Annotated in this window: 31 protein-coding genes and 1 pseudogene; 17 read left to right on the top strand and 15 right to left on the bottom strand. The window is 31.6% G+C overall.

Annotation, left to right across the window (positions count from 1 at the left end):
* The 5 genes from LQZ75_RS09230 to LQZ75_RS09250 form a co-directional block, all read right to left on the bottom strand.
* The coding region (locus LQZ75_RS09230) for a replication initiator protein A (RefSeq protein ID WP_230097533.1) at window positions 1-593 on the bottom strand (593 nt) is incomplete at its 3' end.
* Between the two features lie 453 nt (window positions 594-1,046).
* Complete coding sequence (locus LQZ75_RS09235; protein ID WP_230097534.1) at window positions 1,047-1,427, bottom strand: hypothetical protein; 381 nt, start codon at window positions 1,425-1,427, stop codon at window positions 1,047-1,049.
* A gap of 48 nt (window positions 1,428-1,475) precedes the next feature.
* Window positions 1,476-1,742 carry a ribbon-helix-helix domain-containing protein gene (locus tag LQZ75_RS09240; protein WP_230097535.1) on the bottom strand — a complete coding sequence of 89 codons (267 nt, stop codon included), beginning with the start codon at window positions 1,740-1,742 and terminating at the stop codon, window positions 1,476-1,478.
* A 19-nt stretch (window positions 1,743-1,761) separates the two neighbouring features.
* Window positions 1,762-2,568 carry a ParA family protein gene (locus tag LQZ75_RS09245; RefSeq protein ID WP_230097536.1) on the bottom strand — a complete coding sequence of 269 codons (807 nt, stop codon included), beginning with the start codon at window positions 2,566-2,568 and terminating at the stop codon, window positions 1,762-1,764.
* A gap of 71 nt (window positions 2,569-2,639) precedes the next feature.
* The gene (locus tag LQZ75_RS09250; protein WP_230097537.1) at window positions 2,640-3,200 is read right to left on the bottom strand and encodes a recombinase family protein; all 561 of its coding nucleotides are present in this window, start codon (window positions 3,198-3,200) and stop codon (window positions 2,640-2,642) included.
* 157 nt (window positions 3,201-3,357) lie between these two features.
* On the opposite strand from LQZ75_RS09250, the gene LQZ75_RS09255 reads away from it, so the two are divergent.
* Complete coding sequence (locus tag LQZ75_RS09255) at window positions 3,358-3,585, top strand: BRCT domain-containing protein (protein ID WP_230097538.1); 228 nt, start codon at window positions 3,358-3,360, stop codon at window positions 3,583-3,585.
* A 481-nt stretch (window positions 3,586-4,066) separates the two neighbouring features.
* On the opposite strand, the gene LQZ75_RS09260 is transcribed toward LQZ75_RS09255, so the two are convergent.
* From LQZ75_RS09260 to LQZ75_RS09825, 3 genes are all read right to left on the bottom strand, one after another.
* Window positions 4,067-4,642 carry a recombinase family protein gene (locus LQZ75_RS09260; RefSeq protein WP_230097539.1) on the bottom strand — a complete coding sequence of 192 codons (576 nt, stop codon included), beginning with the start codon at window positions 4,640-4,642 and terminating at the stop codon, window positions 4,067-4,069.
* A gap of 152 nt (window positions 4,643-4,794) precedes the next feature.
* Window positions 4,795-5,652, bottom strand: coding sequence for a helix-turn-helix domain-containing protein (locus tag LQZ75_RS09265; protein ID WP_230097540.1), 858 nt, complete (start codon window positions 5,650-5,652; stop codon window positions 4,795-4,797).
* A gap of 203 nt (window positions 5,653-5,855) precedes the next feature.
* Complete coding sequence (locus LQZ75_RS09825) at window positions 5,856-6,578, bottom strand: CPBP family intramembrane glutamic endopeptidase (protein ID WP_354002020.1); 723 nt, start codon at window positions 6,576-6,578, stop codon at window positions 5,856-5,858.
* Between the two features lie 65 nt (window positions 6,579-6,643).
* On the opposite strand from LQZ75_RS09825, the gene LQZ75_RS09270 reads away from it, so the two are divergent.
* From LQZ75_RS09270 to LQZ75_RS09335, 14 genes are all read left to right on the top strand, one after another.
* Entirely contained in the window at window positions 6,644-7,336 is a 693-nt protein-coding gene (locus tag LQZ75_RS09270) for a glycosyltransferase family protein (protein WP_230097541.1), read from the top strand.
* A complete protein-coding gene (locus LQZ75_RS09275) occupies window positions 7,337-8,332 on the top strand; it encodes an aminoglycoside phosphotransferase family protein (RefSeq protein ID WP_230097542.1) in 996 nt (331 codons plus the stop codon).
* Window positions 8,333-8,346: 14 nt separating this feature from the next.
* Window positions 8,347-9,357 carry a Gfo/Idh/MocA family protein gene (locus LQZ75_RS09280; RefSeq protein WP_230097543.1) on the top strand — a complete coding sequence of 337 codons (1,011 nt, stop codon included), beginning with the start codon at window positions 8,347-8,349 and terminating at the stop codon, window positions 9,355-9,357.
* On the top strand, window positions 9,354-10,091 hold the full coding sequence (locus tag LQZ75_RS09285) for an SDR family oxidoreductase (RefSeq protein ID WP_230097544.1): 738 nt from the start codon (window positions 9,354-9,356) through the stop codon (window positions 10,089-10,091). The genes LQZ75_RS09280 and LQZ75_RS09285 overlap by 4 nt, the downstream gene beginning before the upstream one ends.
* A gap of 229 nt (window positions 10,092-10,320) precedes the next feature.
* Window positions 10,321-11,289 carry an ABC transporter ATP-binding protein gene (locus LQZ75_RS09290; protein ID WP_230097545.1) on the top strand — a complete coding sequence of 323 codons (969 nt, stop codon included), beginning with the start codon at window positions 10,321-10,323 and terminating at the stop codon, window positions 11,287-11,289.
* A gap of 21 nt (window positions 11,290-11,310) precedes the next feature.
* A complete protein-coding gene (locus LQZ75_RS09295) occupies window positions 11,311-12,081 on the top strand; it encodes an ABC transporter permease (protein WP_230097546.1) in 771 nt (256 codons plus the stop codon).
* Window positions 12,081-12,866: an ABC transporter permease gene (locus tag LQZ75_RS09300; RefSeq protein ID WP_230097547.1), complete on the top strand. Its 786-nt coding sequence runs from the start codon at window positions 12,081-12,083 to the stop codon at window positions 12,864-12,866. Before LQZ75_RS09295 ends, LQZ75_RS09300 begins: the two co-directional genes overlap by 1 nt.
* A complete protein-coding gene (locus tag LQZ75_RS09305; RefSeq protein WP_230097548.1) occupies window positions 12,853-13,686 on the top strand; it encodes an aminoglycoside phosphotransferase family protein in 834 nt (277 codons plus the stop codon). The genes LQZ75_RS09300 and LQZ75_RS09305 overlap by 14 nt, the downstream gene beginning before the upstream one ends.
* Window positions 13,677-14,396, top strand: a complete 720-nt coding sequence (locus LQZ75_RS09310) for an HAD-IIB family hydrolase (RefSeq protein WP_230097549.1) — start codon at window positions 13,677-13,679, stop codon at window positions 14,394-14,396. The genes LQZ75_RS09305 and LQZ75_RS09310 overlap by 10 nt, the downstream gene beginning before the upstream one ends.
* Window positions 14,396-15,247, top strand: coding sequence for a hypothetical protein (locus LQZ75_RS09315; RefSeq protein WP_230097550.1), 852 nt, complete (start codon window positions 14,396-14,398; stop codon window positions 15,245-15,247). The genes LQZ75_RS09310 and LQZ75_RS09315 overlap by 1 nt, the downstream gene beginning before the upstream one ends.
* Window positions 15,240-15,506, top strand: a complete 267-nt coding sequence (locus LQZ75_RS09320; RefSeq protein WP_230097551.1) for a PqqD family protein — start codon at window positions 15,240-15,242, stop codon at window positions 15,504-15,506. Before LQZ75_RS09315 ends, LQZ75_RS09320 begins: the two co-directional genes overlap by 8 nt.
* Window positions 15,507-15,519: 13 nt before the next feature.
* Complete coding sequence (locus tag LQZ75_RS09325; RefSeq protein ID WP_230097552.1) at window positions 15,520-16,737, top strand: glycosyltransferase family 2 protein; 1,218 nt, start codon at window positions 15,520-15,522, stop codon at window positions 16,735-16,737.
* A 4-nt stretch (window positions 16,738-16,741) separates the two neighbouring features.
* Window positions 16,742-17,713, top strand: coding sequence for a phosphoenolpyruvate carboxykinase (ATP) (locus LQZ75_RS09330; RefSeq protein WP_230097553.1), 972 nt, complete (start codon window positions 16,742-16,744; stop codon window positions 17,711-17,713).
* A gap of 18 nt (window positions 17,714-17,731) precedes the next feature.
* Complete coding sequence (locus LQZ75_RS09335) at window positions 17,732-18,583, top strand: phosphotransferase (protein WP_230097554.1); 852 nt, start codon at window positions 17,732-17,734, stop codon at window positions 18,581-18,583.
* Window positions 18,584-18,696: 113 nt separating this feature from the next.
* Here LQZ75_RS09335 and LQZ75_RS09340 read toward each other — a convergent pair whose 3' ends face one another.
* From LQZ75_RS09340 to mobQ, 4 genes are all read right to left on the bottom strand, one after another.
* On the bottom strand, window positions 18,697-19,752 hold the full coding sequence (locus LQZ75_RS09340) for an AIPR family protein (protein ID WP_354002021.1): 1,056 nt from the start codon (window positions 19,750-19,752) through the stop codon (window positions 18,697-18,699).
* Window positions 19,713-19,946 (bottom strand): hypothetical protein, encoded by a 234-nt coding sequence (locus tag LQZ75_RS09345; RefSeq protein ID WP_230097555.1) that lies wholly within the window; start codon window positions 19,944-19,946, stop codon window positions 19,713-19,715. Before LQZ75_RS09345 ends, LQZ75_RS09340 begins: the two co-directional genes overlap by 40 nt.
* Complete coding sequence (locus tag LQZ75_RS09350) at window positions 19,946-20,293, bottom strand: hypothetical protein (protein WP_230097556.1); 348 nt, start codon at window positions 20,291-20,293, stop codon at window positions 19,946-19,948. The genes LQZ75_RS09345 and LQZ75_RS09350 overlap by 1 nt, the downstream gene beginning before the upstream one ends.
* Before the next feature lie 81 nt (window positions 20,294-20,374).
* Window positions 20,375-22,405, bottom strand: a complete 2,031-nt coding sequence (gene mobQ / locus LQZ75_RS09355) for a MobQ family relaxase (RefSeq protein WP_230097557.1) — start codon at window positions 22,403-22,405, stop codon at window positions 20,375-20,377.
* Between the two features lie 268 nt (window positions 22,406-22,673).
* Here mobQ and LQZ75_RS09360 point away from each other — a divergent pair, with 268 nt between their 5' ends.
* The gene (locus tag LQZ75_RS09360; RefSeq protein WP_230097558.1) at window positions 22,674-22,958 is read left to right on the top strand and encodes a hypothetical protein; all 285 of its coding nucleotides are present in this window, start codon (window positions 22,674-22,676) and stop codon (window positions 22,956-22,958) included.
* Window positions 22,959-22,969: 11 nt separating this feature from the next.
* Window positions 22,970-23,236: a hypothetical protein gene (locus LQZ75_RS09365; RefSeq protein WP_230097559.1), complete on the top strand. Its 267-nt coding sequence runs from the start codon at window positions 22,970-22,972 to the stop codon at window positions 23,234-23,236.
* Between the two features lie 31 nt (window positions 23,237-23,267).
* Here LQZ75_RS09365 and LQZ75_RS09370 read toward each other — a convergent pair whose 3' ends face one another.
* From LQZ75_RS09370 to LQZ75_RS09380, 3 genes and pseudogenes are all read right to left on the bottom strand, one after another.
* Complete coding sequence (locus LQZ75_RS09370; protein ID WP_230097560.1) at window positions 23,268-23,537, bottom strand: hypothetical protein; 270 nt, start codon at window positions 23,535-23,537, stop codon at window positions 23,268-23,270.
* Window positions 23,537-23,716 carry a hypothetical protein gene (locus LQZ75_RS09375; RefSeq protein WP_230097561.1) on the bottom strand — a complete coding sequence of 60 codons (180 nt, stop codon included), beginning with the start codon at window positions 23,714-23,716 and terminating at the stop codon, window positions 23,537-23,539. Before LQZ75_RS09375 ends, LQZ75_RS09370 begins: the two co-directional genes overlap by 1 nt.
* A gap of 481 nt (window positions 23,717-24,197) precedes the next feature.
* A pseudogene (locus LQZ75_RS09380) lies at window positions 24,198-24,789 on the bottom strand (plasmid replication initiation protein); the annotation flags it as partial.

Here is a 24,789-nt window from a genome sequence, read left to right on the forward strand (position 1 = left end):
TCTAAGTTAGTCTTATATAGATTTTGTCCGATTTCGTGATGTCCGCTTGTAGCAAGGGTTTCAGCCGTTTCTTGTCGGCGTCCGATTTCGTGATGTCCGCTTGTAGCAAGGGTTTCAGCCGTTTTAATATTTTCTTGTCGGCGTCCGATTTCGTGATGTCCGCTTGTAGCAAGGCTTTCAGCTGTTTTATTAGCAAAATCCTGTTTAATATACACGTCTTTTGCTGTAACTTCTAAATCAGCAAGGTAAAGTCTGTTGGGTAAATTTTGCTTTTTCTTCGGATCAAATCCCTGATGAACTTGGAATAGTAGTTCAGCAGTTTCTAGTTCTTTTTTTATTTTGGCAACTTTAGTGTTACTCCAACCAAATAATTGAATAAGCTCTTGGTTAGTAAAAATAAAGTACACTCGATTTTCATCATCTATCCAATTATTTTGCAATGAGTATTCCAAACGATCACGCAAAACTACATAACCTAATTTTGCACTGTCACTTAGTACTTTATATTTTTCGCCATATAATAATACCTGTGGTAGTTGAAAAAACTTAGTTCCATAAGCATTTTGTGATTGAATAAAATTAAATTGTGTCATAATAGGCACTCCCTTTCTTGTGTGAAAAGGAAAATAAAAAATTTACTAACTTTAAGTTTGTATTTATCTGTATTCTTGATATAATAAGAAACATAGTTAATTTAAGAAGTTAGATTAATCAACTTGTCCGCCCGACAAGTTTTTTTATTTTCCAAGTTAATGAAGTAAAAAAGGACTAAGTAGTTTTTCTACTTAGTCCTTTTATCTTTGATTATCCTGTTCGCTATTCTTGCAAGTGTTGGCTTAAATAGGGTATAATTAGGGTAATCGAAAAAGATAATAAATTTCAGCTAGTTTTTACTTGGCGGTTAAAATTAGCTGGACTAAGTAGTTGTTTGCTAACTACTTTTTTAAATTAAAGTCTTAATCCTCTGGATTGGGACTTTTTTTTATGTCTTTTATTTCTGTAAACGATGTGTTCATTTTATCATAGTAATAATCAATCATCAATTTTTAACGATTTTTCGTTCCACGATCAGCTCTAGGTTGAAACCAAAAACTGATAGGTGCAAGCATTAGATAATAGGCGATAAACATTAGCATAGTCGTATGATTTTCATAGGGTTCGTTAAAGATGTACAGTGGTAGTGTAGCAATCATTAATCCAAAAATACTAAGAAACCAAATAAATATATGTCCCAGCCTTGTCGCTGAACGGCTGTAATTTGTCGCCTGCTCCAATTTTAGTTGAATTAAGTATTCTAGTGGGAATAACATCTTGCGTAGCAAGAAACGTCCGTCTGTGGCTTGTGAGCGCATGATGACAACCAAAGGCACAAAATAGATACAACCTAGATACAAATACAACCAAAAATCCAGTAATTTAGTTGCCATTATTCTACTTTCTCCTCCTTTAAATAATTAAATAAATAAATAATTTGTTTATAAAGCGTCAATGAACGAAGCTAGCATTTCAGACTTATTTTTAAAACCATTCTTACGTGCTTCTTGATCCATTTTTTTCAATTGACTTTCAGTGATAGAAAAAGTAACTGATCGCTTTTTTTCTTCTGGTTTGTTTTTAGGACTAATAATAGCTTGCAAGGCTTTTTTTACACTTTCTTCCTCGCTTGTCTCTGGGTTAATTGTAGATTTTAAATTGTTTTTTACTGCTTCATCTTTATCTTTGTTGAATGCTTCAAAACTCATAATCATTCTCCTTTATTTTTTATTTAGTAATGTCATAAATTGCGTTAAAACTATTGTTAATTTCAACAATGGATTTTTTATTCGATTGCGCAATCTTAGTGTCTATCTCTGAAAAATCAAAAACAGATAAATGTTGAGTTGTAGCCTTATTGAATATTTCTCTTTCAGGAACAACAGTCATAACCGTCTTGTCATCTTTGATGTGATCCAGTAGTTCACGAGAGGTGCTAGTGTTGTGTTTGACCATGTTAGCTACGAAGAATAATTTTGCGTCCACGTAAGTCTCTCCAGTCTTATAATCAAACAATGCTTTTCTAAACTTTTCTAAACGTGTTTCTAAGTCAAATTTAGCTGAATAACCATGTTCACTTGGTGTGATAGGACTAATCAAATAATTACTTAATGCAATAGCATTTTTAGTAATAGTTCCAAAATCAGGGTGCGTATCGATCAATATATAATCATAGCTAGCAATGTTGAGAATATCATAGTTATTTTTAAGCCACATGTACAACATCATTTCTTTGTTGCTGTTGTTTTCTAATTTACTTCCGATTTCATCTAAATCAAAATATCCAGCTACTAGATCCAAATTTTCTTTAATATGATCTATTTGAACTTTTTGAGCGTCCTCTTCATCTTTAAAGGCTTCTGCAATTGTGTTATTTCTTCTTGTTGGTTCAAATATCGTTGTTAAATTACATTGATGATCTAAGTCAATTAATAGAACTTTGTTTCCTTGCCTAACTAGCCAATCGCTATAATTAAGCGTCATGGTTGTTTTTCCCACACCGCCTTTGATAGCTGTAAACGTAATGATTTTCATTTGTTCTACCACCTTTCTATATATCTATTATAACATAAATAATTAAATAAACAAATAAATTGTTTATTTAATTATTTATTTATTTTTGCGAAACGTCTTTTTTGTGTGGATATACTAATGCCTGTTAATTTTTCTATTTCTTGATAAGTTTTTCCCTGCTGTTTTAACTCATACGCATGGTTAATTTGCGCTACCGTAAATTTGTTGGGACGACCGTCTCTATAATTGGGATTGAATTTTTTTGCGTATTCTTTGCCGTCTTGTGTGCGTGTAATAATCATATCTCGTTCAAATTGCGCAAAGGCGCTAAAAATTGTAAATATAAGCTGTCCTGTGGGGGTGTTATCAATCACTCCCATGTTAAGAATATTAATTTTGACGTTATTGTTAAAAAGATCTTGAATAATATCTAGGGCTTCTCGTGTGTTTCTAGCAAACCTATCTAGCTTAGTCACAATTAGTTCATCATCAGTATTTAGTAATGCAATCAATTTCTTAAATTCGGGACGTTTGGTTGTTGTACCTGTAAATTTTTCTTTGAAAATTTTTTCTGCGCCTGCGTCTTTTAGTTGTTTGATTTGATTTTCTAGTTTTTGATCTGTGGTACTTACTCTTGCGTAACCGTATTTCATCTTATTTCTCCTTTATTTATGACCTAGACTTATGAGCTTGTATGAACGCTATATGTACAGTATACAAAAAAACAGTCCATAACTGTTCACGTTTAGGGCCACAAAATGTGTGGCGACAATAGTATAGGTGAGGCGTGGTTAGTGACGAAGTGTTGGCGTGAAAGATATATCGCAACAACCTATTCTCTTTATTGGTAAACTTAATAGGTTAACGCGCTCACAATCCCAACAATTGGCAGCGATGTTAGGGGCGTTTCCTCAAACTAACATGAATCAAAAAGTAAAGTATGTGATTGCTGGTCAAATAGAGCAGTCTATGTTTGAGATATTAAACACCAAAAAAATTAGGTATGCTGAGACGCATCGCATTGAATTTTTTGAATGAAGCTGAGTTTTTAAAGTGGTGTATTTGGCGATTACAACAGAAAAAATTTTTTTAGTCACGTGTGATTTGCATTAAAAACAGCCTTTCGTTCTTATTTTTGAACAGAAAGGCTGTTTTTTTACGTACTTTAGTAATTAATGGTTGTTGATGAACAATTTGAGGTGTCTTTTAATGTTTTTTGTATCAAAAGACTATGCAAAATTATTATGATTTAAAATGGCTTCGTTCAAAAGGTTATTTTTGAAAATATTCAATTGGCAATCACCGCGAAAGGTTTTTCAGAAATTCGTAGTGTTCGGTTAATTCTTGCAATCTACTCTACGCATACTAATCCATTGGTGAAATAGATCTGTTTCCAATATTGTAAGGTTCTTGTTGAAATTTGTGTCTGTTGGTTTATTTCTGTGATAGTTTGTTTCCAGAATGAGGAAACGGTTTAATGCTTTATATCGTTGTTGAGTAATTAGCAAGTATGTTTTCCCTATGTTTGCTCATTTTTATCCTCCATCTTTTTGAGATAGCGGTAAATTGTTGTCCGAGAAACCTGCCATCTCTCAGCAATTGTTGCAATAGGTGTCTGGTTATCAACCAAGGTTTTTAATAGAACCAAATCTTGCTTGTTAAATTTTTCTGGTCGGCCGCCAATCCGACCACGTGCTCTAGCAGCAATTCTACCAGCAGAGGAACGTTCTAAAATTAGATTTCGTTCAAATTCAGCAAAAGCCGCAAATAAATGAAACATTAATTGACCAGTAGAACTTCCCTTATCCATTGTTATATTTTCTTGCAAACTATGAAAACTGACACCTCTATTTTTCAAATGGTTAACAACTTGAATAAGATCTTCCATATTACGACCTAACCGGTCCAACCGCCAAACGACAATCATATCGCCGGAACGAGTAAATTCAATTGCTTGACCTAGACCAGGACGGTGACTTTTTGCACCACTCATGTAGTCAGTAAAAATTTTTTCACATCCATAGTGTTCTAAGCTATCTTTTTGTAAATCTAAATTTTGTAAACCTGTCGAAACTCGCGCATAACCAATTTTCAAAATGAGCACCTCTTTATTAATACTTTAAGTGTACCATAAGATAAAACCATAGGGACTAAATGAACATAGATAAAGTTATAGGTTTCTGAACATAATTTATGATAAAAACCATTGTAAATTAACAAAAATTGTTAATGTCCAGAAAGTGATGATTAACTGTACAAAATTTTCACAATGAATTTTTTTAGTTCTCTATATTCCTCGTCATAGCCATATTGTTTCAAAATATAAATATTTTGAAATAAATTTTCTAAATTTTTTTGACTGAAATTATTTTTTAAGCTCCATAGCTGTTGATATGCAGAATAATAAATGGCGTTTGTCAAACTACGTGAGTCTTTTGTAAGGGTGCTCTCGAAGTAAGCTAAGTATAAGGCTGTGTCTTCTAATTTATCATGCTCGAAAGACACGACTGTAGCATTATGACTATAGGCAGACTGTAAATAGCTACGTTGAGATGTACCAAAAGGAAGTAGTGCTAGGGAGCGCACCATACGAGGATGTTGCGCTTTTATAAATGCACTGTCAAATAAAAACAATAGATCAGAATAGATGCTGATTTCAGATATGAACCAATAATCTAATTCCATTAGATATTGTTTGATGGCAGTAATGTCAGTTTTGAGATGCGAATAATCTTGTCCATGTTTAAAAGCATACGTTGCCTCGATGCGTACGGCGTTCATTAAGTAAAACATGTCATCAGTCTCGTCAAACTTCAAACGTTCTTCAGTAACTAGTAATAAGTTGTCACTGGAATTATAAAACGCCGAATGAGAACGATTAATAAAATTTTGTTCGTCAACAAATTGTTTGTCTTCTGCAAGCATAAAAAATTCAGTTGGATGTACATGAAGTTTGTAAAGTAGTGACATTAACACTTTTGCGTCAATATTACCATTATTCTCAAATCTTGAAAGGATGGATTGCGCAATTACTCTTTTAGAGACATTTTGTTGAGAAACGTGGCGACTTTTTCTGATTTTTGCAAAAATTTTCCCGTAATTCATTAGAATGTACTCCTCAATATAGGTATATTTATCCGTTATAGGATATATTTTTGGGGCGGAATGTTATATCTTGTAAAATGTAATCATCCAATCAATGGGAAGGAGAATTTTGTAATTATGAAAGATAAACGTTGGATTAAAATACTGTTCTTAGGGCTGATTGTACTAGTAATGGAGCCTTGGATGCCAGGTGGCTGGTAACGTTATTTTTTTTTTAATACATAGGCTCGTGAATACATCCATAAAGTTGGTAGGTTAAATAGAAAATGGATGATAATCGGATAAAGTAGAGACTGTGTGGCATAGTACATTATCCAAACAGTTAGGTTGAAAACAACGTAGATTGGTAATGTTTGCATTTTTATCTTTTGGGAATTGGAGGTGAAAATAGCACGATTATGAATGGCAATAAAAATTATTGTACTGACTAATACTTGAAAAATTGGACATGCTATTGAATGCAATACGAACAAACGAAATAATATTTCCTCAGAAATAGAGTTGAAAAATATGAAGATGCTTTCAACCAGTAAGGTTGAGTCATGTTTTCGAGGCTTGACTGAGAGTAGTAAGGTTGATATGGGAATATTCATAATTTGTCGGAAGTCCAAAAAATGAAGTGTGAGAGCTAGCACGACACTTACAAGAAAATAACAGTAGTTAATAGGAAAAATGTAAAAATTAAATTTATCAATCAGTAAGATTGGGAGTGCAAAGAAAGTAATATACAATAATCTACGAATGATAAACAAAATGAGTGACTGATTCTTATTAGGAATAAATGCTTTGTATTTAATTACCAAAAATACGAATATCCAAAAAGTAATTGGGATAATTGAGTCAGATATAATACTAACTACTATTATTACAAAAGTTATGTATAATATTTGTTTGTTCAATTTCCACATGGATACCAGTACCGCCATTAATAAGATGACACTTATTATACGCGGGTAAAAAAATAAAATATACCATAAGAGAAGAAAAAATTATGAACGTAATTATAACTATGGCTGGCAAAGGAACTCGAGCTAAGAATCTATTTCATACAAAGAAAAATAAATACGCTATTGAAGTACATGGGAAAAGCATGTTAGAGAGATCATTGAATGGATTGAAAGAGTTATTTTGTCAGCACTTTATATTTATAGTTCGCTCTGAATTTGAGGAACGTTCTCTTCTGGTAGAGGTGACTACTAAACTAGGAATTAAGCATTGGGATATTGCTTTTGTAGAGGGGGATACAAATGGACAAGCTACAAGTGCATTAGCAGCTAAACCTAAACTTGATAGTATGGATTCAATAATTATTTATAACATTGATACTGAAATTGTTGATTTTTTAGATTTCCCTAAAAATTTTGCTGAAAATGATGGATGGTTACTAGTGACACAGGTAGAAGGAACTAGATGGAGTTTTGTTAAAAGTAAAAATGGACTTATGACAGATGTTGCTGAAAAACGCAGAATATCGAATCAAGCAAGTGTTGGAATGTATGGGTTCAAGTCATTTGATGTTTTTGAACAACTTTATTTAAATCATGTTGATGCTGTTATTAGGGAATATGGAGAGTCATACATCTCTCCTTTGTACAAATTTTTGTTAAAGAGCGGGTTGGTGGCTATTAGCAATATTCCACGGAAACAAGTAAAATTTTTAGATTACGAAAAGGACATATCATAAATGGATATGACAGTTAAACAAGCGTATCAGAGTAGAAGTAATAATATTGTTTCTAATTACAATTCAGAATATGTTTTGAAGCAGGGTATCCCAAGTAAAATTACTTCTGAATATTTTTGGTACAAGAGTATGCAACAACACTTTAGAGCAATCAATTTTCTCCCTAATGTTCAGTTGAAATCAAAGAAAAGCTATCTTTTGGAAGCAATAGAAGGTCATCGAATGGATGAAATATTTCGAAGCGAAATATCAGATGAACAAAGGAAAAAGTTGCTTGCAAACATACTTACATTAAGAAACAGATATACTATCTACCAAAATGAAAAGAAAGCATATGATAAAGCACAATACGTATATATACAAACATTTATGAGCCGTTTGCATGACTGGGATGAGTTTCGTTGTGTTCAAAACAAGAAAATATCGGTAGATCAAGTACTCATACCGTCATTTTTAGAATTAAAAGTAGAAATTCTAAAAATGGCCAATGAAGTGATTACCAGTGTCAACAAGTACTGGGGTATCATTCATGGAGACTTAAACTTTACTAATATAATTTTTAATCGTGAAAAAATTTTTTTAATTGATCCACGAGGAAGCTTTGGGGGACAAGATTCTATCTTCGGAGATGTTAGGTATGATATTGCGAAATTGCGACAGTGTTATGCTGGTAATTATGATTTATTAGCATCTAACTCGTTTATTTTCTCAAAATTGGCAAATTATAAATTTGAATACATCTTTAAGTATTCATTAGATTTTCAGTTAATTCAAGAGTTGGATTATATAGTTGGGGAAGGATATTCTTTGAGGGATTTGAAAATCATTGAAATGATACAGTTCTTCAGTATGATTCCCTTACATAATGAAAACGCTCAACGACAGATATTGTTATACGTTCAAGCGATGAAATATGCACATGAATTGTTAGGAAATGATGTTTCTCATTGGTGTAATTATAATGACGACGCACATATTATAGAATTTTTAGAATAGAGGAAAACGATATCATGACGAATAAATTGGTAAAAGTAGGATTAATTGGATTTGGACGACATGTTGATCACAGCATGTTGCCTAATATGTTGGCTAACGAAAATACCGTCATTATTTCATTAGCAGACTTGTCTGAAGAAAGGAGAGAAGCTGCTGAACATCGATTTGTTGGTATTAAAACATATTCAACAGCCGAAGAATTACTTGATAATGCACTTAACGACGGAATTAATTCTGTTGTTATTTCAATGGATCCAGCAGGTCATGTGGCATATACCAAGTTAGCTTTAGAAGCAGGTCTTCATGTTTTTGTTGAAAAACCAGTAGCGATACATTCGTACGAATTTGATGATTTAATTTCGTTGTCTGAAGAAAAACATTTAGTAACATCAGTAGGAACAAAATGGCGATATACGGAAGCCACTAAGCATATGCAGAAATATACATCTGAAAATGAGGGGTATCAACCAAAGGTATTGCATTTAGAAGCGACCTTCCCTACTCTATTTCATAATGAAATGTGGGGGCTGACAACAAAAACTCAAATTACATTCTACGATATGTTTGTTCACGCATTTGATTATATTGAAAGTTGGGCAGAAAATTCAGAAATTAAAAATGCCAAAATTTTATATGATAATGACACAACACAGGTAGCTCATTTCGAACTTTACAATGGGGAAGTGTATTCTTTGTTGGATTTAGTTAGGGGATCGCAAGCTTACGATATGAAACTCACTGCTACGTTGGAAAATGGCGCAAAGCTAACAATGAAAAATTTAACGGATATAGAATTAATTGATACGGAGAGTTGGCTAGGAACAGAGGGTTCACTTCGAGATGAGCCTAAAAAAGTCTGGAGTCAAGGTAGATTATATCGAGGATATGCAAGGGCAGGATATAAAGAGGAGTGGGACAATTTTGTCGATTCTGTATTAAACAACAGTGTCGCTTCTACAAATTTGGTGGAAGCAAAAAAAGCCATTATTAAAATTGAAAAAGCATTAGAAAGTTTAGATAAATGAAAACTATTTTGATTACAGGTGGCGGAAATGGATTTGGATTAGCACTGGTTAAGCAATTTTTATATGACGGGTGGAAGGTGATTACTACATATCACTCTGAAGCTAGTTGTCAGCGATTGATAAAAGTTAAAAATAAACATTTAACGTTTCAGAAGTTATTACTGGAAAGCCAGCAATCTATTGATCAGTTATTAAACTATTTAGTGGTGAATGAGATTAAGTTGGATGTTTTGGTCAATAACGCGGCGACTAGTTCATATGTAGGACCTGTTGATCAGGTACCGGATTCAGATTGGTTTGATATTATGAATATAAATTTTCATGGCCAGCGGAGAATGATTACAGGTTTGTTAAATAATAATTCTTTTACTGAAAAGCCATCAATCATCAACATAACGTCTCAATCCGCAACAACACCATTTAATTTGTTAGCACCTTATGGTGTGAGTAAAGCAGCTTTAGAAGCGTATACATTGTATCTTTCAAAAGAATTAAATTCAAAAGGTATACGAGTTAATTCGATAGGAATATCTGCGGATACAGATTTGTATCTACGTCATGCAACAATTAAAGCAAAATATGGGTATACAAAAACCTTAGAGCGAATGAAAACCGAAAGGTTACCTAATGTCCAGGAATCGATAGGTACAGTTCAATTTCTTGCCTCGTCGTATTCTCAAAGTATTACAGGACAGCACATTGAAGCTTCTTCAATGTTGTTACCATTTTATTAAAATTAAGGAAAGGAGAGAAATAACATGAATAATGTATACGAAAAGCCAGCATTGCGCCAGGTTAGTTTGCCAGATGTTCTTACGTTTGAAATGGCATAATGTCTGTAATTACTGATGTTACGAAAATATACAGTTAATTTTTAACAGTATAGACGTGCATATGTAGGAGAGATCTTAGAAAGCCTTGACTGGATAGGGTTTCTAAGATCTTTTTTGGAGGCAAACTAAAATGAACGAATATATGATAAACCTTGATAAAGTTTCAAGAACGTACAAGGAAAAAAATGGGACTGATTTTGTTGCTTTGAATCAAATTAGTTTGAATGTAAAAAAAGGTACAATTCATGGATTGATTGGACCCAATGGAGCCGGTAAGTCTACAACTATGAAAATATTATCTACTTTATTATTGCCCTCATCTGGCACAGTAACAATGAAAGGAATAGAATTACAAAGTAATCTGAATGCGGTACGACAAGATATTAATTTTATTTATGGTGGTGAACGTGATTTGTATTGGCGATTAACTGCTAGAGAAAATTTAGAGTATTTTTCGGCACTTTATAGTTTGAAAGGCGTAGAGCAAAAAGAAAAAATAAAAGAACTGCTAGAGTTAGTTCAATTAACCGATGTCGCGAATAAAAAAGTTGAAACTTACTCTAAAGGTATGAAACAACGATTACAAATTGCTAGAGGGTTATTGAACAATCCGAGGATACTGTTGTTAGACGAACCTACTATTGGGCTCGACAGACAAAGCGCAGAAGAGTTTAAAAATATTATTCGGCATCTAGCAGCAAATGGAACAACAATACTGTTTACGTCACATTATTTAGAAGAAGTTGAAGATTTAAGTGATGAAATTACGATTATTAGCCGTGGAGAGATTGTTGCATCTGGTACAGCACAAGAGTTGAGGAGCAATATTGGTAAAGAATTATACGTGCATGCTGTAGTTGAAAACGTGGTCAATCGTAAACAGGCAATAACTTTGTTTAGTCGATACTTTGGTGATGAATTATCTGTTGAAAAGTATGTCGAGCGAACGGGGAATGTAATTGAAATGAAAGTTTCGTTAAGTAATAAAAAATTGGATGATGTAAAGTTGTCGTCTTTTGTTCAAAATTCAAAAATTCGGGAGTGGAAAATTGGCTCACCATCCTTAGATGAAATATACAGATACTACACAACTGTATAAAAATAGTAGAGGAGGGACAAAATGAGAGTTTTACTTACTAGTTTGAGATTACAGTTTAAGCAGTCCTTAAGTCGATCCACGTATCGATTTGTTATTATTATTCAACCGATTTTGAACACAATATTATTATATTTTATTTTGTCAAATAAAAACTTTGTTAATGTGGGGGAGTATTTATTCGTTAATGTTAGTGTCATGAATTTATGGTCATCAATAGTTTTTAGCTCTTTGAGTGACCTTACTCGTGAAAAGAGGATGGGTGTGTTAGGAAGTAATTTTGCTTCACCAGTTAAATTCCAGTGGATTTATGGTGGGAAAGTTATAGCAAATCTGATTCTTGCATTATGGAGTTTTGCTGTGTCTTATTTGATAATTCAGTATGTTTTTGATTTGAATATTGTGCTGCCTAATGTGTATACGCTAATTACTGTTTATTTCTTACTGCTCATTAGTTTTACCACATTGTCTTTATTTTTGAGTTATTTTTTTCTATTAAATAGACAAGCAATATTTTGGATAAATGTCCTAGAATATCCAATTTATTTATTAAGTGGCATAGCTACTTCTATTCAGAAGTTGCCGTGGTTTTTACAGATTATATCTTGGCTACTACCAACAAAGTGGATTGTGGGATTGCTACATCAGATCTTTAATGCCAAGTACAATATTTTGACAAGTGCCAATGTATATGGATTGTTAATTCTTACTGCTTTGTATGGAATTGGAATAATTGTGATGAATAATATTATGGAGAGAAAAATTTTAGTAGAAGGTCAATTGGAGGTTTATTGATGAGGCGCTGGGGTACATTGATTTGGTTGTCATACAAGGAACAATACGCAACGTTTAATTTGATCAGTTTTATGGTATATAAAATAGTTCAACCTATGATACAAGTCATTTTTTTTGTATTGTTGATTTCAAAAAATGGTGATTCTAATATCAAATCTGTTGTTCTAACGAATATTATTTTGGCGGCGGTTGTCAACGCAGCAGTATACTCCGGTGTTATTTTATCAAATGAACGAGTACAAGGAACCTTAAAGTTAATTGTGGCCTCAAGAAATGATACATTTAAAATTGTTTTTTTGAGGAGTTTAGCGGGGATTATTGATGCAATAATTATGGTAATTGTTCCCATAATTTTAGCGAAGTTTGTTTTACATATTGATATTAATTCCATTGACATTATTGCAGTGGTGATAACGGTTTTCTTAGGTATGCTTGCTGCTATACCGTTGAGTTTGTTAATTGGTAGTATGAGTTTGATTACTACAGATTTAAATTTGTTTATTAATCTATTTATATTTGTTATCAACTTTTTTTCAGGCGCCTTATTCTCATCCCAAAAATTACCATATTTGTGGCAAGTGATTTCAAATTTTATTCCGTTACACAACTCTATTCAGTTCGCTATGGCTATATTTAATGAACGTCAGCCACATATTAATTGGCAACTTGTTATTTTTTCAGGTAGGGAAATTAGCATTTCAATAGTTCTTATTATAGTTAATGTTGTTATTTATAAAAAATTTGAACGTACTGCTCAGAAAGGTGGAACACTTGAGTTATATTGATAATCTTAAAATAGATGGAAATTATGAAAATAACACAGTTATTCGTAGTAATTATGTAATTAAAGAGTATAAAAATATTGCAAACCTTATCACGGAAATTACAGCATTGCAAATGCTTCGTAATGATCATTTGCATGTCCCAAAAGTTTTGAATGTCAATTATCAGAGTAGAATAGTCACCTTTTCTCGAATAAAAGGAAGAAAATTAAATAATTTTTCAAATAATATTACGCCAGAATTTTTAAAATCATTTGTAGATTTTCTTGAAAAAATTCATATGCATGTGTCAGAAGGAATTGGTTATATCGGGCAAGCTCAAATAATGAATTGGCAATTTTTTTTAGAAAATAAAATCAATATTCGCTTAAGTTCTATGAATAAGATACTGGTGAATGTTGATTCTATAAAGCCATTTTTATACTCTAGATTAAGAGGAGTACAGAATATGGAAAAAATCGGGCTACTGCATTATGATTTAAAACCTGCGAATATTTTGGTCAATAGGAGGGGGGGATTTGTAGGTTTACTAGATTTTGACAAAGCGTTTTCCGGGGATCCTATTTTAGACTATGCGAAATTTTCTTGGCGAACATTAAACATGGATGAAGAAAAAATTGAAATGTTGCTGCAAGTATTAGCACCTATTTATGGTAATCCAGACCAATTAAAAAAAGATATTTATTTTTATGTAGTGGTGCATTGTATAGGCGCATTAAGTTATTATAGTGACTTTCAAGATGATCGATATTTTAAAATAGCACAAAATGCTTTAAGTACTTTAACGAGGATAACAGATAATAGAGGGATTCAATGGCGATAAATAACAAGAATAATTTAATAGTTCTAGATTTTGATAATACAATTCAATCAGAGTCAGACGGAGATGAACAACTTTCGGTACGATTAGAGGAGCTTACATCTTTTGGGACATTAATTCTGGCCACTGGGAGAAGTTTTGAAAATTTTGCTACTAATTTTGATTGGGAGAGTATTTCAAATTTTTTTTTGGGGGCAGCATTTTCTAATGGCGGAGAGATTTTTTTTTCAGATATTAATTTCGAAAGAAGTTATTTTAATCTAAAGGATATTCGAATATTAAAAGAAAATATTAATTTTAAAGAAATTAAATCTACGATTCAAGTAGATTTTGATGATATTTTACGATTTGAAATGTTACCAGAAGATTCTATGAATGAATGGAGCAAGGTTAATAAAATTAAGATTATTACTGATGAATTGACTAGTGAAACACAAAAGTTATATACACTGGCTAATGCGCTTAGAATGAATATGGTATTTGATCCAATTGGTAATGTCCAAATTTATCCACAGTTCGTTAGCAAAGCAATAGCTATACAAAATATAGTGGGTGGTAAAGTATTTGATAAAATTTATTTTTATGGAGATGGGTATAACGATTTGTCTGTTTTATCTATACCGAAAATCAAGTATTTTCAAACAAAGGATAGAAAAGAAGAAACGTTTAATTTCTTGGTTAGTAAATTAAAAGAACAAGAGGGTATGTATTAATGATTGATATTACCAGGTTTAAGGGAGAATATTTGGACTCTATAAAAAATTCGGGCGTTAATATTGAAAGTTCAGATATTGTTTATGTGGCGGGTTCATTAGTTGAAGGTGAAATATCTTCTATTGGTTTTGGAATGGGGAATGAGTATTCAGATATTGATCTATTTGTCATCAAAACTAATGCCGAACCTTCAAATAATATACATTCATATTCAGTAAATAATAGAAGGTTTGATTTTAAAAAAATTCAAGGAAAGCATTTCGATGTAGAAACATATGATATTCAACAATTAGTGGAAATATTTAATAGTATAAAATCAGTAGATTTTGGATTAAATAAAAATTTAAAAAAACAGATAAAATTGCCATCAGGCTGGACATTTACAACTTTGAATTCGATTATTCATCGACTATTTATGTCTTGCAGCATTCAAAATGATTCGCAATATAAGGAATTGAAACAAAAGTTAGATTTAAAAAAATATCAAAAAATATACTTTGGAATTTTGATGAATAGAATAGATGATGCAACATCTGATGTAATGGGTAACTTGACCGATTTTGCATCTCGCACTACAGCAATGTATGTCATTAGGCAATCATATGTTCATCTGTTGGAAATGATTTTATTAACACAGGGATATACAAATGACAGGCCAAAGTGGTCATTTTTAAAGTTTAACAATCTATTGCAGCAATATGAACAGTACCGGGAAGTATGGAATTGGTACCAAAAAGTTCATTTTGAGGGTATCAATCTTGAAAAGGAATCATCAAAAATTGTTATTGAAGATGCCCAAATTTTTTTAAATGAGTATATAGAATATTTGGAGGAAAAAATTAATGCTTAATAAATACCGAAAGAACCCACAATATAAATTACGTAAATTTGGAGGAAATTCATACCTTTTTAACTCAGATTCAGCATTTGAAGTAAATGAAGTCGGAGTGTCGGTGTGGAAGAATATCGGTAAACAGAAGACAATTGATGAGTTGGCAAAAGAATTACAAAAACTATACAATAATGCTGAACAGTCATCAATTAGCATTGATATTGATGATTTTATTCGCACACTGCTAGCAGAAAATATGATTACAATACGTAGGTAATGTGACTGGAAATATGGATATCTTAATTAATGTATTAACAATAGCCGTACTAGGACAAGAATTGGTCATATTACTAAAATCTATTTTTACGCTGAGGTACATTTCTAAATATAGAAAGAGTCAATATTCTCACTTCTCGAATGCAAATAAAGGTACCAATATTTTTTTAGTTATACCCGTGCATGAAGTACAGACAGTCTTTCTAGAATCGCTCGCGCATTTTGTACAGTTTAGCTCAGTAGTTAATCAAATAATATTTGTAATTGATAATCCCAATCTGCTAAAGAATGTTCATGTTAGTGAAAGAGTTACGATTCTTATAGATGAAAACAAGAACAGTACAAAGACTACCAAATTGAAATTAGCGCAGGATTCTCTGAAACACTGTGTAGACAAGACAAACAGTTATATAGGTGTGTATGATGTGGATGCTAGACCAAGTGAAGAAGTTTTTCAGTGGATTATTACGGATTTGGAAAAACGAAAAAAAAATCCCGCTGTTTATCAATCAATACCAGTCTATTTAGAAGCAGGAAAATTAACCAAACGCATTGTTAAGCAGTATTATCAATTCCATATACGAAGATCTTTAGGGGTTGAAGGTGTGACATTACTACAAAATAATTTGAAGTCTATTCAATATTTGATGGGTAGTGGTATGTTTATAAATTTGCAAGTTTTGTCTAATGTAGGTGGATTTCCTAAATTATCTGATGATATCGAGCTTGGATATAAATTAGCATTTTCAAGAGAGAAGGAAGTTATTTTACCGTTCTTGTCCCCTGTCGATTATGTAAATACTTATAGGGATATGATTAGGCAACATATGAGAATTAACTATGGAACGTTATCTATTCTGAACGTATATAAACAATATGATTCCACTGTTCAAGGAAACGGGATTGTAATAAAACTTTTTATTGATGCACTTCTTGAAATTTGGGAATTGCTTTTCATAACAATTATTATTGCTTACGGAATTGTTGATGATAATATGTTTCCAACTATGGTATTGGTAACTGCTCTATTTATGATAGAGCATACTCATAATTTATTATTTCAAGTAGTACGATATCATAAGATGAAAAAATTGATGAATGTGTTCCAATTGTGCATGTCTACTTTTAATTATCCCATATTATATGCAGTTAGATTATTTTCAATGATCAGTTTTTATATTTTAAAAAACAGTATTAAGCATGTTTTCAGAAAAAATACAACAAAGGAGTGAACTTATGCATTATTTCGTGTTTCCTTACGGACAATCCATTACGTTTGATATCAAGAAACCAGAATTATTAGATATCCTAACTAAATTATTAACACCTTATGTGCAAGTTGAGGGTGATTATCCAACAGCGGATTTATATATGGAAGTTTTGTTTAATGCTCACACTTATCACCCGGGGAAACATATGGAACTAAGAGACTTAATCAATAGTATCTTTTTTGAAAAGGTGTGTGATATTGGTGATTGGGTAATTGATACAGACTTTGATCAAACTTCATTATTTTACAGACAAGGTAAACTCCAGATAGAGTTGCAAGACGGAAAATTTGAAACAGTGTACCAACTATATCAGGTTATTCGCTCTATTTATGTTGAATTGCTTTTAAAATATTCCGTCGAGTTTCATGGAGCAGCCATCCAAATTAATAATAAAGGAGTTTTGATTCTGGGAGAAAAATTTGCTGGAAAGACCACAATGATGTTGAAATTATTACAAATGAGTCAACAAAATGATGTGAATAGATATTTTATATCGAATGATGACATATACATTGATGATAATCAAGTTGCGTGGGGAAATAGCAGATCAGTTTCGATTAGACAAATCACGTTTGATAACTTAAAATTGAATAAACCAGTTACACAATATATTCATAAGCCACAAACTCGCGATGAATATTGGAAAAATAAATATCGATTTTTACCTTCTGAGATAGTGAATGAATTTTCTGCTAAATTGCATAATAGAATGAAAATTAATATCGTTGTTATTCTTAAATACGGATCGGCTAGAACGTTAAAGTTAGTTTTTGACGAGAAACAGTCCATTTTACATCACGTTACTCAAGATTATGTAGGCAATAAAACTCGAGTTATAAAGAGATTAGTTAACGACGCTAAAATAATTGAGATAACTACGAATCAGAAAAATATTGTGAGTGATGTAGAAATGTTTTATCAACAATTTTTATTTTAGATATTTGAGGATAAATAAATGGTGTTAGAAACTAAAGTTAAAGAATTATTTGGAAATGGTTTGCACGCAGTTAAACATACTTCGTTTAATAGGATGTATGTTGGATATAGTGAACGATTTTCTTATGAAATTTTTATCAAAATATATCGAGAAGATCAATATGAAAAATTTATTACTGAGAAAGAAATAGTTCATCAAAAAAACATCAAAATTATTGGTATTGAAACTTTAACGGTGTCCGTTGAAGGGTTTAAATATATACTTATATTAGAGGATTTGCATCTAATCGATGTTTTGAAGCCTGATGTAACAGTAGAATTAGCATTTCAAATGGGAAAATCAGTTGGAGATTTTCATGCAAACACGCAACCTTTTAAGGGTATTCGACATAATGTTGATTTAATAGATAAAATAGCTAAAGATATAGATGAGATTAAAAATGCTGAAGTGTACCAAAAAGTATACACCGTTTTTCAACAGTTTCAGACACGACGGCTGAAAAGAAAAAAAAATAATTATTTAGGAGTGCTTCATGGAGATGTTGGAGTTCGAAACTTTAAATGGGTTAAACAAGAATTAGTGTTAATTGATTTTGAAAGAGCACAATTTGGATTATTATATCTTGATTTTGTAAAGCTGTTTTATCAAGACTTTGATTCAAAGCAGATTTTTATTAATGCATTTCTAAACGGATATAAAACGAAAATAGCACAGTTTGAATTAGATGATGCTACCAAATATTTATTAATTTTTTCTGTTGCAGTAGGTATTTTTAAATATGTGGATAAAATAAAAGATATTTCTTTTGAAAAATATGGGGAAACTATGCTGAAAGATGTTGAAAAATATTTAGGAATGAGCAATTTTTAAATATTGCATAATTGAATTTCAGTGTGTAAATGCTATTCTATCAAGACATTTTAAAAGCGCAAAATGCTTATATTTTTTTGCGCTAATGGTGAAATTACTAATTATTAATATTGTTAATGTTGTTTATTAATTGAATTTTGAACAGATTCAAATAGACGATTAGATTTTGTTAGTGTGGCCGGAGCCTGATCTTTGAACTGTTCATCAGATGAAATAATGTCGCGTATCAAGTCTATTGATTCTTTGATTGACTCATCAATAGTAAGAGATGGTTTGTTTCTTTTGATGTTAGTAACAGAGTTTAATAGCAGTATGTCCCCTGTATTCAAGAATGAATATAAATCAGAAATATAGTTACTTTTATCGATACCTAAGTAGTCCGAAAATTCTGAATTATTTGGATTTCTTCTATTTTTTCTATACAAAGTAATTATCGAAGAAATTTTTGCATACAATACATCAGACATGATAACTTTTTCAGCTGATATATCCTTAATATTTTCTTCTATATTATTTTGATCAAAAAGAACACTCTTGCCACTTTTTGCCTGTGCAGCTTTATTGTTAACATATGCACCAACGTAATGTTGTACAGCATTTTCAACAGGCAAAATATGGTAGTTCTCAAATTTAGTCATATCTTGATATTGGCATTTATACTCATATTCGTTAATTTGTCGTTCCAAATAGTATGCTTTTTCAAAGAGATCCTCTTGCAGTTTTCTGATGATACTATTGTTGGCAATAAAATAACTTTCTTTTATTGGTGTTTGAGAATTTAAGTATTCAGTAATTTTCGCTCGCTGTTCGTATTCTTTAATTTGTATTATTCTAATTAATATATCAACATTTTCATCTAAGGAATCATTTTTGGCGAGGCTTGCCAAGCTGTTGACAGTTTGAGCTCCGTTGACAATTGACACTCCGGATAATGCAATTGCTCCATTACCTGGGCTATTTTTCGCTTTGTCACAAATTAGTGTTATTCCATTATTGTAGAAATAAAACATTGTAGCGGATCGTGAATCTCTAGCAGTTTTCTTGATACCTTCGTTAATTTTAGATTTATTTTCGTATAAGCGTATATTTTCATCAAATATACTAGATAGGTTATCACCAATTGATTCGATTAGCTTTTTTGCATTAATAACACCAACCCATGATTCAATATACGTGTCTCCATCACTGCTACTGACACTATTGGAAGGTTGTAAATTTTTGTATAAATCGGTTTACCATTTTCAGAAATTTGATTGGATAGTTTTTTTATATCTTTTAAATCTTCTGAATTATCAACGATAATTGCTTTATCATCTTCATAAACCAAACTTCCTTTTACCCCTTGCCAGCTCTCCTTTTTCATTAAGTCACCCCCTTTAAATGGCATTTCTTGCTATGGTATGAACAACTTACTAGACGTCCAATTAAGCAAATTGTAAAATAGATGTTATGGGCTTTACCTAATAGTACAAGTATTAGGTATTTATCCTCATTAGCAGTTCTATTGCTGACGAGGACGCCCTCTTTTTTTGTGTTTTCTTCAATCCACTTTACGCCTGCTTCAGAAATCATTTTACTGTTTCCTGATTGCATAATCATTTCGTCTGGAAAATCATCTTTGTGTCTACGTAGCCATAAACTAACATAGGTTCTGCTGTAACCTAATTTTTCACTAGCCTTAGTGAGACTGTACCACTCTTCTTTCGCCACACGTATGCTCCTTTCGTTTATTTATAATATCATTATACCACAAAATGAACACATTGTGTTCATTTTTTTATTACTTTTTTTTTACATTCCTCTACCTCCTGTCTTTTCATTTTGACGCTTCTTCTTCTCCATTTCCCATTCTGTTTCTTTGAGATCATGCTGGCGTTTAGTGTCGTTACTGTATAAGAACTTCGTAACAGTGTTGCTAAATAAATTCTTCATGTATTCGGCTGGTGTTGCTTCTCTGTAATTAACACTTTGATAGTCTTTAAGCTGGTCTTTACGATAGTTTTCGTACTTTCCTCCCGATTGTTGCATAGCTTTTTTAACACGTTCAATTTCATCATTACTAATTTGAGGATCCTTTGTAGCTTCTCCAATGAATAGTTGTTTAGCACCGTCATTTTTCAAAATTCGTACAAGATGTTGATTTTGAATATCTTCTATTTTAATGACACCAGTTAGATACGATATTCCTTGACGGTGTTCTCGTGTACTAAATTGTGTTGGTGGATTTTCTACAATATCCATTAATTCTTTTTCAGAAATTGTTTTTAAATCAGGATTTGTAAAAATAATTGCCGTGTATATCTTTTCTTTTTCAACCATAGATAGCTGGTCTTTCGCAATGTTAGGGAAGACTTTTTCAAGCACACCATTGTACTGTGTTGCCACAACACTTTTAACTTGCTTAACAGTTTCAAAATCTTTTATGTTTCGTTTCAAAATGTCTTGTTCGTCAGAATTAAAGTCTTGAATTATTAGTCCATTTGACCGTTCAATATCAGCAAATGAATATCCCTTTTGAGATATAATATTTTCTACATTTTTAATAGTTGTGGCTTGTTGATTTTCTAACATTAACCAACTAGTAAATGGACGCTTGGTAAACGTCAATATCTGCTTGTTCAAAATATCAGCACGGATCGCATTTAACCTCGTATCTATTTCTTCTGAACTAAATATTCTATTTTCACTATCCGTTTCTTTAATAAGTTCCCGTTTTTCAGCCATAGTTACACTATCAATATCAACACTTGGATAAATTGATTTCATTGTCCTATCTACAACTTTATCCATTAGTTTATTTGCATTTTCTAGTGAAGATTTTTGCTCATTAAACTTAACAAGTTGTTCATTCATATCTTGACCTATTGCTTGCTTAATAAGAATACTATTCTTCCAATTAAATAGCATTCTTTGTTTATCATCAAGATTTTCTAAACTGATAAATGTATGTAATTCTCGGCTAAAATTAGCAACTAGTTTCTTGTCATTAAAAGAAAGATGACGTTGTAACGTTTGTACTCTTTGTTCATTATTAATTTTTTCATCAATATTTTTTAGATTGGCTTTATCTGATCGATTTTTAATTGCCAAATCATTGTATTCTTGACGTTTTTCTTTGTTGCGATTAATTCCAACGTGTTGTGTTGGTAAACCGTCAATCCCTTGTTCTTCAAGTGTCTTTTCACTAATACGTTCTGGCATATTTTTTTGCTCAAAAGTTCGGTTTACTGCGTCAGCCCAACCCTTGCGCCATTCCTGCACTTTTCCTTGCTTATCCCAATCAACTAGCCATATTTTTCTTTGTCTAATATTTCCTTTTTCGGTACGTGTCTTGTTACCATTTTCATCTAAAATATATTCTGTTTTGCTTTTTTGTCCCCATGTTCCGTCAGGATTAAAAGGGCGATTAGTTAGCATAACGTGAGCGTGTGGATTATCTGCGTTATCCCTATGAATAGCAACGTCCGCTACCATTCCGTTATCAACAAAAGTTTCTTGAACATATTTTGTCAATGATTCTTTTTGCTCATCATTGGTAAGTTCAACTGGTAATGCCACATTAAATTCTTTTGCATAACGTGAATTTACTTTACGGTCAATTGCTTCTACTTCATTCCACAACACTTCACGATCACTAGCCCAATCTGGTGCATTATCTGGTAAAAGAATAAAACTTTCTGGCATGACTACACGATCATAAAAATAGTTTTTATTTTCTACTTCACTATGCAACTTTTCGCCACTACGATAACTAGCACTAGCTACCGCACTTCTTCCATTACCGCCACTAATATTACTAAAGCTCATGTGGAAAATAGCCATGTCATTTAATCTCCTTTCTTTTTTATTTTTTATATTTTAGTTGTTGCCAAAGGCAACTTCTCATACACGTTTTTTTAAGCAATTACATCAGCCATTTATGGATGATGTGTAAGTGCGCATTGAACTCGCTTCGCTCGTTCTTCTGACTTCTCATTATCTATGTATATTGTACTACTCTTGTTTGGTTCTTTCAATTTATTTGTTTGACTAATACGTGAACAAATGATATGATTTATTTAATTAAAAAAAAGAAATGAGGTAGTCGCTTATGTCAAGTCTGGAACAGCAACAAGAAAAATTAAACAAGCTTAACGAACAAATTAAGGCTCAAAAAGAAAAAATAGATAAAAAATTAGGTCATGATATTATTAAAAAATCTGGAATTGATTATTCCGAATTAAATAAAAATGAATTGAAATTATTATCTGATAAAATTTCTCAATTCATTTCAAAAGAAAATACTGAAACATCTTCAACTGAAACTAAAGAAAATGATGATAATCCTATCTCAAATTCAGATAAATCTGATCTGAACAATCATAAAGAATATTAGGGTAATTGCCTATGTCTGAAAGATTAGATATTCTCATTTCTCAAAAAGAAAAATTAGAAAAAAAGATTTCTCAGCAAGACTTTAAATTGCGACAATCAAAATACATTGAAAATTCTAAACAAAGAAAATTACGTACTAGAATTTTAATTCAAAAAGGTGCTTTGTTAGACAAATATTTTGAAACAGAAAACCTATCAGTTGATGATACTGAAAAACTTTTAAAAATGTTTTCAGATTATATCAACGAAAATAAACCTAAAAAATTTAAAAAAGAGTAGAAAACTAAGCCATTAGTTTCCTACTCTTTTTCTAAATATACATATTAAATTCTCGCTTTATTTTTCCAATTGATTTTACATAATTAAGATATTCAATACATTCATTTTTATCTAAGTCACCCCACTCCCCATATGCGATAATATCTCCAGTTATTTTGTTATTATCATCTGGTATAAAACTAACAACAACTGAAATTTCTTTGGTCGATAATGCTGTTCTATCAATCAAATCATATCTATCAAAATCATATTTTTCTCCACTTATTGTTGCAGATACTGTTTCTACATTTATTAATTCCATTATTTCCACTCCTTATAATTCAAAAAATATTCTAATTCTAACAATCGTTTATTTGCATTACCTATCGTTCCATATTTTCGTATTAATACTTTGTTTTCTTGTTCAATCAGAGCTTGACTTATCATTCTATGCTCGCTTTCTGCATTATTTACTTCTTGCTTTAAAAAGTTGTTATTCATTTTTTATTTCCTTTCTTTTACACCCATTTTTTTTAGGTGTTGAGTGAGTGAAGCTGGATTGATGATTATTTTTAAGTTATTAAATTATGTACATAGATCACCCCCCTTTTTTTGTTTTGATGGTTCATTTTTTCCAGTGCGTTTTCGGTCGTTTGCTGTGATGAAAACAGATAAAAAACATAAAAAAAATACAAGGGCGAACTTGTGAGTTTATATACCCTTTTATTTTTGACTGTTTTTGATATGGTAAATGACAGTAAACAGACGTATTACGCAATGCAAAATGAGCTTTCTAAAAAAGGTAGTATGATACATAATTTAATTGTTTAACTTAAAAAAATCAGCAAAAAAAGGACAAGATATTATCTTGTCCTTTGATTTTAATTGCTTGTAATAACGCTTCTAAGGTTTTTTTGCATTCTACTAGGTTTTTGTACTTTGTTGCTTCTAAAGTTCCTGTATGGCTCTTATATGAGCTATTTTAGCCATTTGAACTTAATGATTGCATGTATTCGCTGTACCAAACTTCAAAAGTATTTCTCATTGCGCCAAAAATGTAATTTTCAGGATTAACTTTTTGTTTTTTATCCTGTTTATTTCTAATAGCGTTAAATGTTCTTCTTAACGAAACTGTGATGTCATGTTGCAAATCTTCGTAGTTATCTAAAAAGATAGTTGTTGGTGTTCCTGTTTGTTGAGTAATAAATGTTTCACTTGCTTTTTTAGCATTAAAAATAATACCAATCATTTTTTCCATTTTCTTTGGATCATTTGCAGACCATAAACTGATTAACTTTATGGTTTCAGCTTCTAAAGGAATTTTACCTGAATTTCCGTTTGATACTAGAAATTCGCTGGCATTATCTACAATGTCTTGATTTTGTTTTTGTAGAACATTTTGAGAAAAATTGATTGATGAAAAATCAAGCATGCTTGTATCTTTATTAGTATCTTTATTAGTATCTAAGTTAGTCTTATATAGATTTTGTCCGATTTCGTGATGTCCGCTTGTAGCAAGGGTTTCAGCCGTTTCTTGTCGGCGTCCGATTTCGTGATGTCCGCTTGTAGCAAGG

It is taken from the genome of Periweissella fabaria (assembly GCF_918814575.1).
In the GTDB taxonomy this organism is placed as follows: domain Bacteria; phylum Bacillota; class Bacilli; order Lactobacillales; family Lactobacillaceae; genus Periweissella; species Periweissella fabaria.